Source organism: Kitasatospora sp. NPDC097643, assembly GCF_040302625.1.
Classification (GTDB): Bacteria; Actinomycetota; Actinomycetes; order Streptomycetales; family Streptomycetaceae; genus Kitasatospora.
Map to the genome: position 1 here is coordinate 58,607 of NZ_JBEOSA010000046.1, position 13,315 is coordinate 71,921.

Sequence of the window (13,315 nt, forward strand, 5' to 3'; positions counted from 1 at the left end):
GTCAGTCACTTATCGAGTTCCTCGCTGTCCGTCACGATGGCGACCTTGCCGAAGCCACGCCGGTCCAGCACCCAGCGTTGTGCCTCAGCCGCGCGGGTCAGACCGTACTCGCCTCCGATGACGACCCAGAGCCGGCCGGCGTCGACCAGGGACGCGATCCGGCTGAGTCCTTGGGGATCGGGCTCGACGAGGCACGAGGCGACGTGGATCCCGCGGTCGGCTTCGTCAGCGCTGTCCGTGGGGATCGACCAGGCGGTCGCGAGGGCGATCGACCCGCCGCGCGTGACGCGGTCGAAGAGCGAACGGCCGAGCTCTCCACCGACCAGATCGATGACCGCGTCGAACCGCCCCGCCGCCGCGATCTGCTCGGGCTCGGTGTAGTCCACGCACACCTGAGCTCCCAGGCCGAGGAGCGTCGCGTGGTGACTCGGCCGCGCGAGCGCGACGACCTCGGCACCACGGTCCGCGGCGATCTGCACGGCGAGGTGCCCCACACCGCCCGATGCTCCGCTGACCAGGACCCGATCGCCCGGCTCGACGTGCGCGGCGTCGAGCATCTGCTGCGCGGTCAGCGCCGCCATGGGCAGGCACCCGGCCTCGGCGAACGACGCGGAGGCCGGCATCGCCACGACGTGGTGGGCGGGAACGGTCACGTACTCGGCGTACGTGCCGGCGGGGTAGGGAAACCAGGCCAGCCCGAAGACCCGATCGCCGACCGCGTGGCGGGTGACGCCGTACCCCACGGCATCGACGACACCGGCGACATCCCAGCCGGGAATGAACGGCAGGCGCATCGACTGCTCGTAACCGGCGTTCCGCCCGGTATGCATGTCAATGGGGTTCACACTGGTGGCGCGGACCCGGATCCTCACCTCGCCGGCCATCGGCTCGGGCCGGTCGACCTGCGCGATCTGGAGCGGCGAACCCCACTCCACGTGCCGCGCCGCCGTCATGGTCGTGGTGCTGGGCCGACGCGCTCCGACGATCATGACCCCACCACGAGGTCGGTCGCCGCGACGCCGCACTGCCGCGCGAGGGCGGCGACGTCGAAGTGGAAGCTCTCCCACAGCACCTGCCTCTCCCGGAAGCGGAAGAGGATGAACGCGCTCACCCGGTGGTGAGGTAACAAGACAGATCGGTCTTCATTCACGCGGCCTTTTCTAAACGAGACAGATCTGTCTTGTCAATGGTTGATCTACAACGCGGAGGACCGCGCCGGGGTCCGCTTCGAACGCTGTCAGCTCGTCGGACGCCCCAGAAACCTCGCAGCATGAACGTGCTCAGCTGACACACTGAGGCCGAAGCGCAGAACCGCACGGAGGACCCGGACGCCCATGCTGAACCCACTCGACGCTCCAGACGCAGTGTCAGCCGCGGCCGAACCACTCGAGTACCTGCTCGACGACCGCAACCCGTTCGTGTCGTCCATAGAGCTGTCCCCTGTAGTCCCGGTGGCTGGGACCACACCCGGTCATGACTGGATGAAGAGTCTCGCTCAAGCCGTGTACGACGCGGGGGCCAGTGGACACCAGGTGGGAACGTCGGTCGTCCCGTTCGAGTCACCGCGGGCCTGGCGGGACATTCTCCGCCGAGAGGTGACCGACGGGTACATGCAGCCCGCCAACAGGTGGCCGGACGCCAACCTGCGCAATCCCGTTGAGATCCGGCAGGCAGGCGAACTCGCCGACGGCATCGCCGACCTCATCGAAGCCCATCTGGGGCCCGTCCGAAGCTCCGGCGACGTCGACGGCCCGCGCATGGGCATGGGCGCCATATGGTCGCGCCGCCTGCTGTTGGTCACCAGCGACTGGGCCACCATCCTCTTCCTCGGGGTTGATGACTGACCGAACACGTCCCCGTCAACTGCGGCCGCTCGGCCAGGCGGGAGCCGGCCCGAGATCGCGGGAGGTGGGCTCTTGGGGAGTCCGGCCCCGTCACCGAACGCGCGGGCGGGGCCGGCTCGCCGCCGGGTGGGTCAACAACCGCTAGAGCAGCCAGCCGAGGAAGGCCACGAGGTTGCCGAGCAGAGCGAGGAGCATGGTCGTTCCTTTCAATTCGTCGGGAGGATGGTCACCGGCCGTATGAGCTCAGCGCCGGGGCGTGGCTACGGTCTGCAGCCCTTAGCACGCACTCCGTAGCTACCCGTGCCAAACGTGAGATCACCCGAAAGGGGGAAGATTCACCCCATTGGGCCAACTTGGTGTGATCCGCCTCGGGCAGAGAGAGGAGATGACGACCTCTGCAGACGACGGCAGGGACACGAGTAGGCAGAGATTCGCAAGGGCGCCAGTGGCACACCAGGCCAGGGACATCGGACCCCCCGGCGTTACTCCCGCGCCGTTCACGGGCTACGGAGACGCCCGGTGCGAAGGTTTCTGCCGGCGATCCTCCTGGGACACTTGTCGGGTTACGAGCAACTGGCGCACCATCTGCTGCAAGGACACCACAGCCGTCACCGGGGGAAGGCCCGCAACAACGGCCTCGGGCATCGTGCAGGGTGTGCTGACGATGCACAGGAGGCTGGCGATACCCGCGAATACCAGGATGACCGTCCAGGAATTCGCCACCTTGCGTCCTCCCAGAGCGGCACGCAGAACGGAGAGGGACGCGACCATCCACGGTCCGTAGACGACGACCGGCCAGTACTGGGACAGACCCCTCGGCAGCTGGGACAGGGCCACGTCCCGCAGCGGATGATAGGAGATCATCCAGTCGAGGACGCAGACCACAGTGACGATCGTCAACGTCAGGAATCCGATGACGGATCCCAGGATGTCGGGCCGGCGGCGTACCGGGCGGGCGCGGTGCTCCCGGCGTTCGGCGATCAACTGGGGGTCGAATCCCATGGCCGGCACGCCGACTTCCTGCTCGACCGCTTCCGCATGCGAAGGATGCGGAAGCATCCCTGGATCGGCCCAGCCGTTGACGACCGGATAGGACAGGTCGGCGGACAGCTGCCCGGCGGACGGCCAGAGGGAATGGTTGTGTATGACCCCGTCATCGGGGTTGAATCCAGCTGTGTAGTAGGGGCTGAGATCGATGTCCGTTGACTCGTACAAGGCAGTCCTCCTGTTTTGCGTCATCGTGGATCGCGGCCGGCGCTCTCGATCAGTCCTCTTACTCCTCTGATCGATGCAGCCGCGTCGAGAACTCGAACTCGAGCTGACGCAGGGTGCGGAAGAGTTCGGCCAGCTGACGTGAGCAATGCGTCAGCACCACGCGCACGCCGTTCTTCACGAGATAACCGCTTTCCAGGTCGCCCGCGGCATTCGCCCGGTCCGGAACGAATAGCCAGTTGTCACCGGCGCTGCAGATCCGATCTCGCTCCAGCGGCAATGGAAGAGGCGGCTCGACTGCTGTTGGACTCATGCCCCGACAACGATGGGCTAATCGCCGGGAAATGTACGGCATCCGGGTGTCCTGAAATATGCTCAGGCTGCCGGCGCTCAGAGCTTTTACCCAGGCCGCCGAGCTCCTCGCCGAGCGTGCGGCGTTCTTGTGGCTGGCCTCGGACGGGGATGGTCGAAGCGAGCGCGACCCCGTCCGCTCGCTCGACTTCCCCTCGTTCGCAGCGGGACGACCTCGAACGGTGCCGGATGCTCTGCAATTCTCCCCAGCGGGGCGCGCCCGCGCGCGGAGTCGCTCGGCAGCCGGCCTCCGGACGGACGCAGGGCCACCGTTGCGCCCCTTTCCCGTTTCGGTCATCCGATTAACGGACGCTCAGATTGCGTTCGTGGAATGGCCGGTTGCACGTTTCCCGTTTCGGGTGACTGGTGACAGGACCGCTGGATGCCGCATCATGGCCGTCGGCACGAGCCCTGGTGGCGATCGACGCAGTTACAGCCGCAACGTTCCGCGTGACGGCGGCGGCAGGGGCGTTCGAGCCGTCCGTCGTGCCGACTCGAACGAACTACTGCCTGTGGCCGGAATCAGTGGGTCCCGACGATGAGTCGTACACGAGAGGTATTCACACTCTGTGATGGGAGGAGTACTCTTGGTCAAGACTTGGTTCAGTCGTGGATCAGCCGTCCGGACTCCGGTGAGTCCGGACGGCTGTGGGGTGCAGTCGGTGCGACATCGCTGTTCCAGATCACCCCTCGGGCGCCTGGACTCGAAACCGCGTCAGGCAGAAGCGACCGCTCGCGATCGCTTCTCTTCGTTCGTTCGACCCTCTTCAATCACTTTGCCCCCCCTGCGGGGAGGTTTTGACGTGACCTAGCAGCATGGAGACGGCTTGGTCCGCACCACCGGACCTTCACCGTCTGTGCACCAATCGCATGCCTCGGTGTTTTGAACGCCCTGTATCCGTCATCGCCGGCCACATACCTGGGTCGACGACGGAATTTCACCGCTGCCTCGGCCCGTCTGCACACTCGGGATCAGGCGAGAACCTGTGTCCTGACGGGCTGTTGCCTTCTCACACGTCCGTAAGTAGGCACTGCCATTTTGCATCACCGAATCAAAATCTGCCAGCCACCCCCTGCCCATGTCGTGAGCCGCTGTTCCGTCCTTCCAGAAGGAGGACGCGGGGCTCTGAATGAGCGAAACCTCCAAGGACCTCCCCAAACCGGCTCTCGGGCGCGAGTGACCACCGCTCAAATGGAGCCGACCGGGGAAAGAGTCGCGTCGGCGGCCTCGGGACGGCCGGCGCATCGCCGGTCGACCGGTCCAGGCGTCGACGGGCGGCCGGGCGAGCCGGGAGGGCCGGGCGGCGGGGCGAGCGAGCGCCGGGCTTTCGGCGGTGCCCCGTGAGCCCGCGGTCCTCGGGCACCGTCTGCACGGAGCCGGCCGGGGGTCCCGGGCCTGCTCGCGGGCAGGCCCGGGCGACCGGGCGGGCCGGCCTGCCCGCCACCCGATTCCCGGCGGCGTGGCTCAGCGACAGGGACTTGACCGGCGACCTGATCCGGGTCGTGACGCTGGTGCAGGACTACGGCTGGAAGTCGGGATTCTGCTTCGCCGCCGACGAGACCATCGGGCGGCAGCTCGGGCTGTCACGGGGTGGTGTCAACCGCCTGATCGCCAAGGCGAAGGCCAAGGACCTGGTCCGGGCTTCTCGAAATCCCGCCACCGGAACCATGAACCGACGTGTCCGTCCACTGCCCGACGACGAGCTGGCCGTGTGCGTCGGCTCATATGCCCGGGCATGTCTGGCCGGCACCCGGTTCAAGGTCTATGCCTTCCTCTCCCTGCGGCAGCACTTCCCCGAACCCACTCCCGTCGCACGAATCGCGCGCGAGTGCCGGATGAAGGAGGCGACGGCCCGCGAAGCGGTGACCGAACTCCTCGCCCACGGGTGGGTCAGCAGAGGAGCCGGCAAGAAGGGGGCGTACAGGTACGTCGTCCATCCCGCGCCCGTCCGCGTACCGAACGGGCAGCCGGAGCCGCTCCCGAGCGGGCCCGTCCCCGTGCCGCGATCCGCGAACGGGCCCGCAGGCGACGGTGGCGAGGTCTTCGGCTCCGGGCCCACTTCCTGCCACGGCGCCCCGCTCGACCCGAGCCGGGAGACCGCCGGTTCGGTGACAGCCGATCCCCCCGGTCCCGTGACATCCAGCACCCCCGATTCGGTGGCAGAAACACGATCCTCCCAACATGACCTGCTGAACATGCCCGCGGTCGGGGGCGGTTGTCCGTCCCGCGAGCCGGAAGCCGTGCGCGCCCGCGCGCGAGGACACGCGGCGGGAGCCGCGGGGGACGGCGCAGGCCCGGCAGGGCGCGACAGGCGGCAAACCGGCCGGAAGCCGATCCGGTCGATGACCGACGAGCAGAAGCGATGCGGCAGGCAAGCCGCGTCGTCAGCCCTGAGCCGTCTTCCGAGGCAACTGGCGGACCGGCTGACCGAGCGACAGCTCGACCTCCTCGCTCAGCACATCGTCGCGACATTCGCCGACTACGGCACGTCCGCCGATGCCCACGGCGCGGTGGTTCTCGAAGCCCTGGAGTCGGCGTGGGAGTTCGCGCGCCGCAGGGAGCCGGTCGGCGCCGTGCCGTGGTCCTCGGTGGTCTCCCCGCTGCCCTGGCTGATCAAGGTCGTCGACCGGGCGAGCGAGACGGTCACGGGGAGCAGGCCGGTCCGAAGCCCCGAGTGCGCACTCTGCCGCGGGCCCCTGGTCGTCCGCGACGCCGACGATCCGGAAACCTGCCGTTCCTGCGGTCCCGCCGCCGCCGCTGCCGCCTGCCGCCGGCTCCGGGAGCAGTGGGAGCCGTCCGGTCACCAGCCGGACGTGCCACCCCCGGGGCACCCGCTCACGACACGGGTCGCGCCCGCTGCGAGCGAACCCGCCGACCGGTCGGCGGCGGAGGGCGACGAGTCGGAAGGAACCCTCCTTCGCCGGCGCCTTGCCGCTCGCCGGCTCGAGCGGGAACGGACCGGTGCCCGGGGTGGCGAGGCTCTGCCGACGGCCCGCCCCGCCGATGCCGCTCAGCACCGGCAGGGCACCGCCGAAGCCTCCCGTCCGGAGGCCGCCGGTCGAGGAAGCGCCGCCCGGGCGCCCGGGCACGGGACCCGGTCCCGTGCCGTGCCCCCGGAAGCCGTAGCGGCGTCCGATCCCGCTCCGCGGCGGGACGGCCGACCCGATGCGGGGAAGACCGGCACGGCCGCCGCAGCGCGGCCGGCAGGACACCACCGCGGAACCTCCCGCCGGGTCCGCCTCTCCGATGGCCCGCCGGTTGCCTGCCGGCGCCGGCGCCGGAGGCCGACGCGAGCGCGGGCGCGAGCGCGGGGACAGCCCGTCGGGATCCCCACCCCGGATCCGGTTCCTGCCCTACCGATGATCCGGCGGTCAGTGCGTCGTGATCGCTGTCGTCGGATTCCGGCCGGTTCCCGCACGCGGTATTCCGCGATCAACGGCAGTCACCTCCGGATATGATGTCCAATTTTCCGAGCGAACGGTCCGGGATATGAAAATTTCCTGGCGGAAGGGCTTCCGATCCGGTCGCACAATCGGTTTGCATTTCCGGTGCACTCGGCCGTACGGGTGAATCGACCGGCCGGGGGATTGCGGCTGTTTCAGCTCGATGAGTAACTGGATGCATCCAAACCGGGTGGGTCACCCATCCTCTCCGGGGGATAAGCAGCTGCGGTGTCTGCCAGCGCTTCCGGATCGCGCCCCATCGCTGAAGGGGCGCGTTGCCGTACCCCGGTCGAGGAAATTGGATCCGCGGGCCGGTGCGACTCTCGTCGCACCGGCCCGCGTCGTCTCCCAGGGCCGCTGCGGGACGGTCGATGCCGCCGCTGCCGGAACCAACCGCCGGCCCAGCCGCAACGCACACAAGCGGAACGGCTGATTTCGGCCGGGCCGGTGCGGAATTCCGTGAGCGAGTCACCGCCGCCCTTGCGCGCACGGCGGGAAACCTGTCCCAAAATGCTCCATCGAAGGCCGGGACCAATGGCCCCGGCTGTCCGCCATTCGTCGTGAACCCGGACTCGAGTGGACGGAACAAGACAGTTTCATTCCGCCCGATCATCGACGGCACGAACTATTCCTACCGTCACACTAGGCGCCGCATTGCATAAATGCGCCCCCTTTTCTTGCAGCGGATCGCTCCCCGCGGATAATCTATTTCTGATTTACTTCCACCAGTCCGGCGCCCGCTCGCCCGGCTGCGCGCCGAAGGAAATGATCCTCAGGCACCGGGCGTGGACCGGGACGCGAAAGCCACGAGCAGTCGCACCGGCAGCCGCATTCGGCTCGTGAGCCGAGAAGCGGTCCCGCCGTTCACCGAGGAGGAGATTCCACTGACCACCGCAGAGATCAATGGACGGCCGACAGAAGCTCTCGCCGAGGATGTCCTGCGCCACTGGGTCAGGGGCCGTCCGCTGTCCTTCAGGTTGCCGTCCCTGGGCCGCGCGGTACCGATCTCCCGGCGGCTGGCAGGGCTGTGGCTGGACGCCGAGGGCGTTCGGGCCGGCCATGCCCGGGACGCCGTCCTGCTGGTGATCTCCGAACTGGTCACCAACGCCCTCGAGCACTCCAACAGCGCGCACATCACCGCCTGGTTGCGCCGGACCGCGGACCGGCTCCTGCTGGAGGTCCGTGACCAGGGAAGGACCTCCGCGGTGCCGCGGCTGCACCGCGCCACGCCGGATGAGGACCACGGAAGGGGTCTGGCGCTCGTCGCGGACTACGCGCAGGACTGGGGGATGCGGCTCAGTACGGACGGCAGCTGCTCGGTGTGGGCCGCCGTCCCGCTGTCCGGTCGGAGCGCCGCGGCGTGCTGACCGTTCCGGGACGGTCGCGATCCAGCCAGGCCGGGCGGCGCATCGAGCGTCGGCTCCGGTCTTCCACCGCGCACATCGTTAGGAGAACCCATGCCCAGCTCAGGTATCGAGAGCCGTGAGATCGTCAACAGCGTCATCGACTCGGTGGCCCGGCTCGACCGCGACGCCCTGCGCCGCCTCGATCCCGAAGGGCTCAGCGCGCAGTTCAACGCGCGTCTGGAGCTCGAGGACTACTTCCACGCGCTCTGGGAGCACTTGAAGGAGTGCGGTGAACGCCCGGCCACCCGCACGGAATACCAGCCGCTCGCCGCTGTCCTCGACCTGCTCGCGGGCTTGAGCGAGAACGCCATGTTCGCAGACGGCGTCATGCAGGAGGATCTGTTCCGCCAGCCCCAGCAGTGACCGGCCGGTCCTGAGGCAGGTGCCCTGGCGGGCCACGCACCAGCCCGTCCACCGAGTGCGCGGCTCCACAACCGCGCACTCGGTGGACGGGCTGATCCGGCTTCACCGCGGACTCGTCATGCCCGCACGGCGCCGTGATGCCGTCCGGCGAGGCGGAGACGGTAGCCACCTCGCCGGACGCCGACCGGCCTTTGCGGACCACACCGGCAAGTGACCTTGACCAGGTAGGCCGAGAGCAGGTCGGCGGCGAGCACCCGTACGCCGCGAGGCCTCAGACCCCGGCGTACCAGACGATCTGCAGGGCGTCCGTCAACGCGGCCGCCACGGCGTCCTCGCTGTCCAGCGCAGCGGCGGAGTCGTCGGCCGAGTTGGACACCGCCGCGTGGACGCTGTCGGTCGCCGCGGCGATGATGTCCGCGCGGACCCGGGGCGGCTGGCAGGTGCAGTCGTGCCTCGCTCCGGCCAGGATGACGAGGGTGTCCAGGTTGTGGGCGCGAGCGCCGACGGTGTCGCCGGCGATGTCGGCGTCGATGGCCGCCGCGTTGCTGTCGAGCGCGGCCGCGAGTTCGGCGGCACACGTCGGCACCCGGAGCGCGGGGGGTGCCGCGGCCTGGGCCGCGGGGGCGATGGCGAGGGCAGCGCCGGTCGCGATGGCGACGGCGACGATGCCGGCGGCAAGACGAGAACGGGTCATCCGAATCCCCTCCGAAAATAAGTGTTCATGCCGGCGGGGCGCCAGCATGAACGGAACGTAATGCACCGCCGAGCGCGGATGGCAGGGCGCGCAGACGGGCAGGGTGGTGCGAAGAATTGACGTTCCGGCAATCGAAGGCGAATTCAGTAGTCTTCATACAAAAGTTGCGCTACTCCATCCGGGTCACTTTAGGGAAGGTCGGGCGCCCGAGGCCCGGAAGGCGGGATGGGGAATTCTGTCAGCAATTCCCGGCGTTTCACCTGCCGCCGGTCCGTGAAATTACCCGGCTCCGGTCGGCCGCTGCCGGCCGCGCGCAGGGCGGGGGCGCGACCGCACACGTCTTCGGGTCGTACGCGCTACCTCCCCTCGGAGGGCTCCTGCCGGTTCCGTGATGCCCAATTCGGGTGCCTCGCCGGGTTGGTGTGGCTTCGCCGGTACGGCGTCAGGTCGTGCTGCCGGTGCGCGGCGAGGTGGATCACGGTTTCGGAACGGACGTGCTCGTCGTCCTCCGTGGGTTCCTTTCGGATCCGGTCGAGGACGCCCGTCCACCGCCAGGACCGGCCGGGGCGCGCCGACGAGCCGCCGGCCTGCCGACCGGGCTCTAATCCGTCCTCCTCGCGGGCGTCCTGTCGCAGCGCGTCGGCCGCCGCGAGCGCTTCGGCGGACGGCGGACTGTACATCCTGCTGTGGCAGGCAGGCCTCGGTAGCGGGAACGGACGCTCGAGACCGATCCCGTGCCGGTGTCCGATGACCGACAGGCTGGCACCGTCGGGCGCGAGTGCGTGCTGAGCGATCACCCGTCCACGGGGGGTCGCGATCGCCAGGAGGGGATCACCGAGCCTTCGGCGCACTTCCACGGCGTGGCCGTGCAGGTGCCGTGGAACCGCGTAGAGGTTGCCCCGGTAGGACACCATGCTGTTGGCCGAGACTGCGCGAGTCACGCTGATCCTGGCGGGGTACGGGTCGTGGGGGAGGTCGAGCAGGACCGGCGCAGCGGGCACGGTGCTCCCGTCGTGGCCGCCCCGTGCCGAGGCCCGGCGGGTGTGCATGAGCCTGGCCAGCCTGTCGAGGCTCTCCTGCGCCTCCAGCGGGCCGGTGTCCGACCCACTGGTCCGCCACCACAGGGCGAGTGCTTGCCCGATCGCCTCGTCGTCGGCGCCGTGCCGCGCCGGACCGAGATCCGCGACGACACCGTAGTGCTTCGCGACCCTGCCCAGCGCTGTGGTCAGCTTGCCGCCTCCCGGGCAGTGGATCGGCTGCGTCCGGTCGAAGCGCCAGCGCCAGCCGGTCCCACCGAACTGGCGCAGGATCCGGTCGACGGAGCAGACCAGGTGGCCGAAGTCGAGCTGCTCCGCAAGCACCGCGCTCCAGCGCTGGGAGCGGGTCAGGCGTCCCACCAGGACGCAGGCGTGGGTGCCGCCCCAGTCCGCAGGGGGGTCGGAGAAGACGAACCAGCGGAAGTGCACTTCCTCGGCGTCGTCCTGCCGCGCGGGGCGGGTGCGGGGCGGACGCTGGCACAGCGGGCACCTGGGACGCAGCTGATGGGTCCGCAGAGCGCGGGTGAAGGTCGAGTAGCCGCCGCCGTAGCCGAGGTCGACGAGTTCGGCGAACAGCGCCGACGCCTCGAAGTGGGCATCGTCCTGCAGCCGCTGGCGGCAGTAGGGGATGAACCGCTCGAACTCGCCCCCGCCGGATCTGCGGACCCCGACTGTGCGCTTCCCGCTCAGATAGGAGCTCACCGTCTTGCGGTCGCGGCCGAGGAGGCGGGCGATTGCGGCGATGGACAATCCTCGGGATCGCAGGGCGCAGATGTTGATGTATTCCTCTCCGGTCAGCAATTTTGCTCCTGTAAGGATCCGATACGGATTACGGCCCCCTCGCGGGACCCGTGGGAAGCCAGGAAATATACACGAAATCCAGAGGCGGGAGCAGAAAGGATTCTTCAAGACGTCACCGATTGCTGTGCAATTTGAGTGAGCGAATCGCGCGGCAAGCAATTGCCGAAGGCCCCATGCATGTCGTGTCAAGTCGCACGCGGAGATCGGCCAAAGAGTGGCCGGATCCCGGCTGTCGGGTGCTTGATAATTTTTCGCGAGCGCGCAATGGGAGCCGACTGGAACAGACCTCTGCGGGTGCGGGGGCGCTCCCGGTTCTCCCCGGAATTCCGGGGTTTGCGTGCATCCGGCCGCCCGTCGCGCGACTGCGCCTCGGCGCGCCGTGGCGCGCCGTGGCGCGCGGCCGCGATCCCCGGAGGGTTGCCCGGCCGGCGCCGCCGCTCAGCGAAATGGTCAGTGGCATATGCCGATGTGAGGGCGCGCCCGCGCGCCCCCTGTCTGCTCCCGTGCCCGGACGCCGACCGGTCGGGCGTCAACAACAGTTGACACTTCGTGGGCTCGCGCACCGCACGCCGGAAGCGCATGCGACTGCCGGGGGCCAACCCTCGTGCCACCCGGCGGTCGCGCCGGGGTCGGGCCGCGCTCTCGGGGGCGCGTGCCGCCAATCGGGTGATGCAGCGTCAAGTTCCTTGCCTGCTTGTCACCTCAATGGGTTACTGGGAGCGTCCAATCCGGTGGGTCGCCCATCCTCTCCGGGGGAGTGGGGCGTCGGCCTGCCGTATGGCCGGTCACTGACGGTGGCGCCGTGGGCTCTCCTGGCAGAGGCGTGAACGATCCGCCCGCCACCGCGACCGGCGACAGTCATCCAGGACCGTCTCGTCCGCACGCCCGGAGAGCGGCCCGGCCACACCCGCGGACCGGCCCGCCTGCGCCCGGTTCACCGCCTCGGCCGTCCGTTCCGTCCTTACCGGGGCCTGGTCCGACCTGCACCGTGCTCGGCCCGTGACTTCTCCTGGCCCGCCGCCACGCGGTTCACCCATCTCCTTCAAGGAGGCACTCGTGCCCATCTCCCCCAACCAGGGATCGACCGGCGGCGGACAGACCGTCGTCATCACCGGCACCAACCTCGGTGGGGCCACGGCCGTGCACTTCGGCTCCAAGCTGGCCACCATCACCGCGAACACCCCCACCTCGGTCACCGTCACCTCGCCGTCCGGCAGCGGGGTGGTCCAGGTGACCGTGACCACCCTGGGCGGTACCAGCAACCCGCTGACCTTCTACTACGTCGGCGCGCCGTTCAAGGCCGCGCTCAGCGACGCCTCCGGGCCGCTGGCCGGCGGCAACGTCGTCACCATCACCGGCACGGGGCTGTCGACCGCCACCGCGGTGAACTTCGGGGCCAACAGCGCCACGCCGACCGTCGTCAGCGACGGCCTCATCACCGTCACCGTGCCCGCGGGCGCGGCGGTCGGATCGGTCGGGGTGAGCGTGACCACCGTGGGCGGAACCAACAACGGCTTCATCTACACCTACGTGGACGCGCCCACCGTGACGACCGTGCTTCCCGGCTCCGGCCCGACCTCCGGCGGCACCGCGGTGACCGTCACCGGCACCTCCCTGAGCAGCACCCAGTCGGTCACCGTCGGCGGCCAGCCGGCCCCGTTCGTCGTCATCAGCGACACCGTCGTCACCGCCGTCACGCCGCCCGGTACTGCCGGGACCGCCGACGTCACGGTCACCAACACGGCCGGCAGCGCGACCGCTGTGGGCGCGTTCACGTACCTCGCGGGCCCGGGGATCTGATCCAGGAGTCAGGCCACTGGCCACCTGAACCGCACGGCCGACGAGGCCGTCTGCCCGGGCGGGACCGTCGTCGGCCCCGCCCGGGCAGGTCCGTCCCCCCGCACCCGCCCCCCGGTTGCGGGGTTCACGGCCGTCGCGCGCCGGACGGAGCCACCCGCGTCGAGGTCGCGTCAGGCACCTCCCCCGGCGCGCAGAAGCGGTGCAGGGGTGAAGAGCGCCGCCGCACGCCCAGCCACGCTCCGCATTTGACGTGTGACTATGCGTTACACATATTCTTCTGGCAAGTCGGCGGGCGGGGGGCGGGGCCGGCGGCGGGGGCCCGCCTCAGAATGGGGTCGTGCGACCGGGGGCCGAGGGCGGGGT

General features: G+C 69.5%; 11 protein-coding genes. 5 read left to right on the plus strand and 6 right to left on the minus strand.

The genetic code is table 11. The features are described from left to right. Positions 1–5: 5 nt before the first annotated feature. Together ABTY15_RS26250 and ABTY15_RS26255 are read right to left on the minus strand one after the other, a co-directional pair. A complete protein-coding gene (locus tag ABTY15_RS26250; protein ID WP_350600195.1) occupies positions 6–989 on the minus strand; it encodes an NADP-dependent oxidoreductase in 984 nt (327 codons plus the stop codon). Continuing rightward, positions 986–1,111, minus strand: a complete 126-nt coding sequence (locus ABTY15_RS26255) for a hypothetical protein (protein WP_350600196.1) — start codon at positions 1,109–1,111, stop codon at positions 986–988. Before ABTY15_RS26255 ends, ABTY15_RS26250 begins: the two co-directional genes overlap by 4 nt. Before the next feature lie 223 nt (positions 1,112–1,334). Here ABTY15_RS26255 and ABTY15_RS26260 point away from each other — a divergent pair, with 223 nt between their 5' ends. Beyond that, on the plus strand, positions 1,335–1,844 hold the full coding sequence (locus ABTY15_RS26260; protein WP_350600199.1) for a hypothetical protein: 510 nt from the start codon (positions 1,335–1,337) through the stop codon (positions 1,842–1,844). A gap of 504 nt (positions 1,845–2,348) precedes the next feature. Here the strand turns inward: ABTY15_RS26260 and ABTY15_RS26265 are convergent. Both ABTY15_RS26265 and ABTY15_RS26270 read right to left on the minus strand, forming a co-directional pair. After that, the gene (locus ABTY15_RS26265; RefSeq protein ID WP_350600202.1) at positions 2,349–3,059 is read right to left on the minus strand and encodes a DUF2637 domain-containing protein; all 711 of its coding nucleotides are present in this window, start codon (positions 3,057–3,059) and stop codon (positions 2,349–2,351) included. A 58-nt stretch (positions 3,060–3,117) separates the two neighbouring features. After that, complete coding sequence (locus ABTY15_RS26270) at positions 3,118–3,369, minus strand: hypothetical protein (protein ID WP_350600205.1); 252 nt, start codon at positions 3,367–3,369, stop codon at positions 3,118–3,120. A 1,517-nt stretch (positions 3,370–4,886) separates the two neighbouring features. On the opposite strand from ABTY15_RS26270, the gene ABTY15_RS26275 reads away from it, so the two are divergent. The 3 genes from ABTY15_RS26275 (at position 4,887) to ABTY15_RS26285 (ending at position 8,620) form a co-directional block, all read left to right on the plus strand. Further along, positions 4,887–6,866, plus strand: a complete 1,980-nt coding sequence (locus tag ABTY15_RS26275) for a hypothetical protein (RefSeq protein WP_350600208.1) — start codon at positions 4,887–4,889, stop codon at positions 6,864–6,866. 824 nt (positions 6,867–7,690) lie between these two features. Continuing rightward, positions 7,691–8,218 (plus strand): ATP-binding protein, encoded by a 528-nt coding sequence (locus tag ABTY15_RS26280; RefSeq protein ID WP_350600211.1) that lies wholly within the window; start codon positions 7,691–7,693, stop codon positions 8,216–8,218. Between the two features lie 90 nt (positions 8,219–8,308). Beyond that, a complete protein-coding gene (locus ABTY15_RS26285; RefSeq protein ID WP_350600212.1) occupies positions 8,309–8,620 on the plus strand; it encodes a hypothetical protein in 312 nt (103 codons plus the stop codon). Positions 8,621–8,891: 271 nt separating this feature from the next. On the opposite strand, the gene ABTY15_RS26290 is transcribed toward ABTY15_RS26285, so the two are convergent. Together ABTY15_RS26290 and ABTY15_RS26295 are read right to left on the minus strand one after the other, a co-directional pair. Next, positions 8,892–9,314: a hypothetical protein gene (locus ABTY15_RS26290; protein ID WP_350600214.1), complete on the minus strand. Its 423-nt coding sequence runs from the start codon at positions 9,312–9,314 to the stop codon at positions 8,892–8,894. Between the two features lie 356 nt (positions 9,315–9,670). Continuing rightward, a complete protein-coding gene (locus ABTY15_RS26295; protein ID WP_350600217.1) occupies positions 9,671–11,152 on the minus strand; it encodes a Mu transposase domain-containing protein in 1,482 nt (493 codons plus the stop codon). A gap of 1,056 nt (positions 11,153–12,208) precedes the next feature. Between ABTY15_RS26295 and ABTY15_RS26300 the strand changes: the two genes are divergently transcribed. Further along, the gene (locus ABTY15_RS26300; RefSeq protein WP_350600220.1) at positions 12,209–12,952 is read left to right on the plus strand and encodes an IPT/TIG domain-containing protein; all 744 of its coding nucleotides are present in this window, start codon (positions 12,209–12,211) and stop codon (positions 12,950–12,952) included. The last annotated feature ends 363 nt before the right edge of the window (positions 12,953–13,315 follow it).

What these genes read in the sequence shown, in the direction of transcription:
- ABTY15_RS26250 (WP_350600195.1), bottom strand. Translation starts at nt 989, where the DNA reads ATGATCGTCGGAGCGCGTCGGCCCAGCACCACGACCATGACGGCGGCG.
- ABTY15_RS26260 (WP_350600199.1), top strand. Translation starts at nt 1,335, where the DNA reads ATGCTGAACCCACTCGACGCTCCAGACGCAGTGTCAGCCGCGGCCGAA.
- ABTY15_RS26270 (WP_350600205.1), bottom strand. Translation starts at nt 3,369, where the DNA reads ATGAGTCCAACAGCAGTCGAGCCGCCTCTTCCATTGCCGCTGGAGCGA.
- ABTY15_RS26285 (WP_350600212.1), top strand. Translation starts at nt 8,309, where the DNA reads ATGCCCAGCTCAGGTATCGAGAGCCGTGAGATCGTCAACAGCGTCATC.
- ABTY15_RS26290 (WP_350600214.1), bottom strand. Translation starts at nt 9,314, where the DNA reads ATGACCCGTTCTCGTCTTGCCGCCGGCATCGTCGCCGTCGCCATCGCG.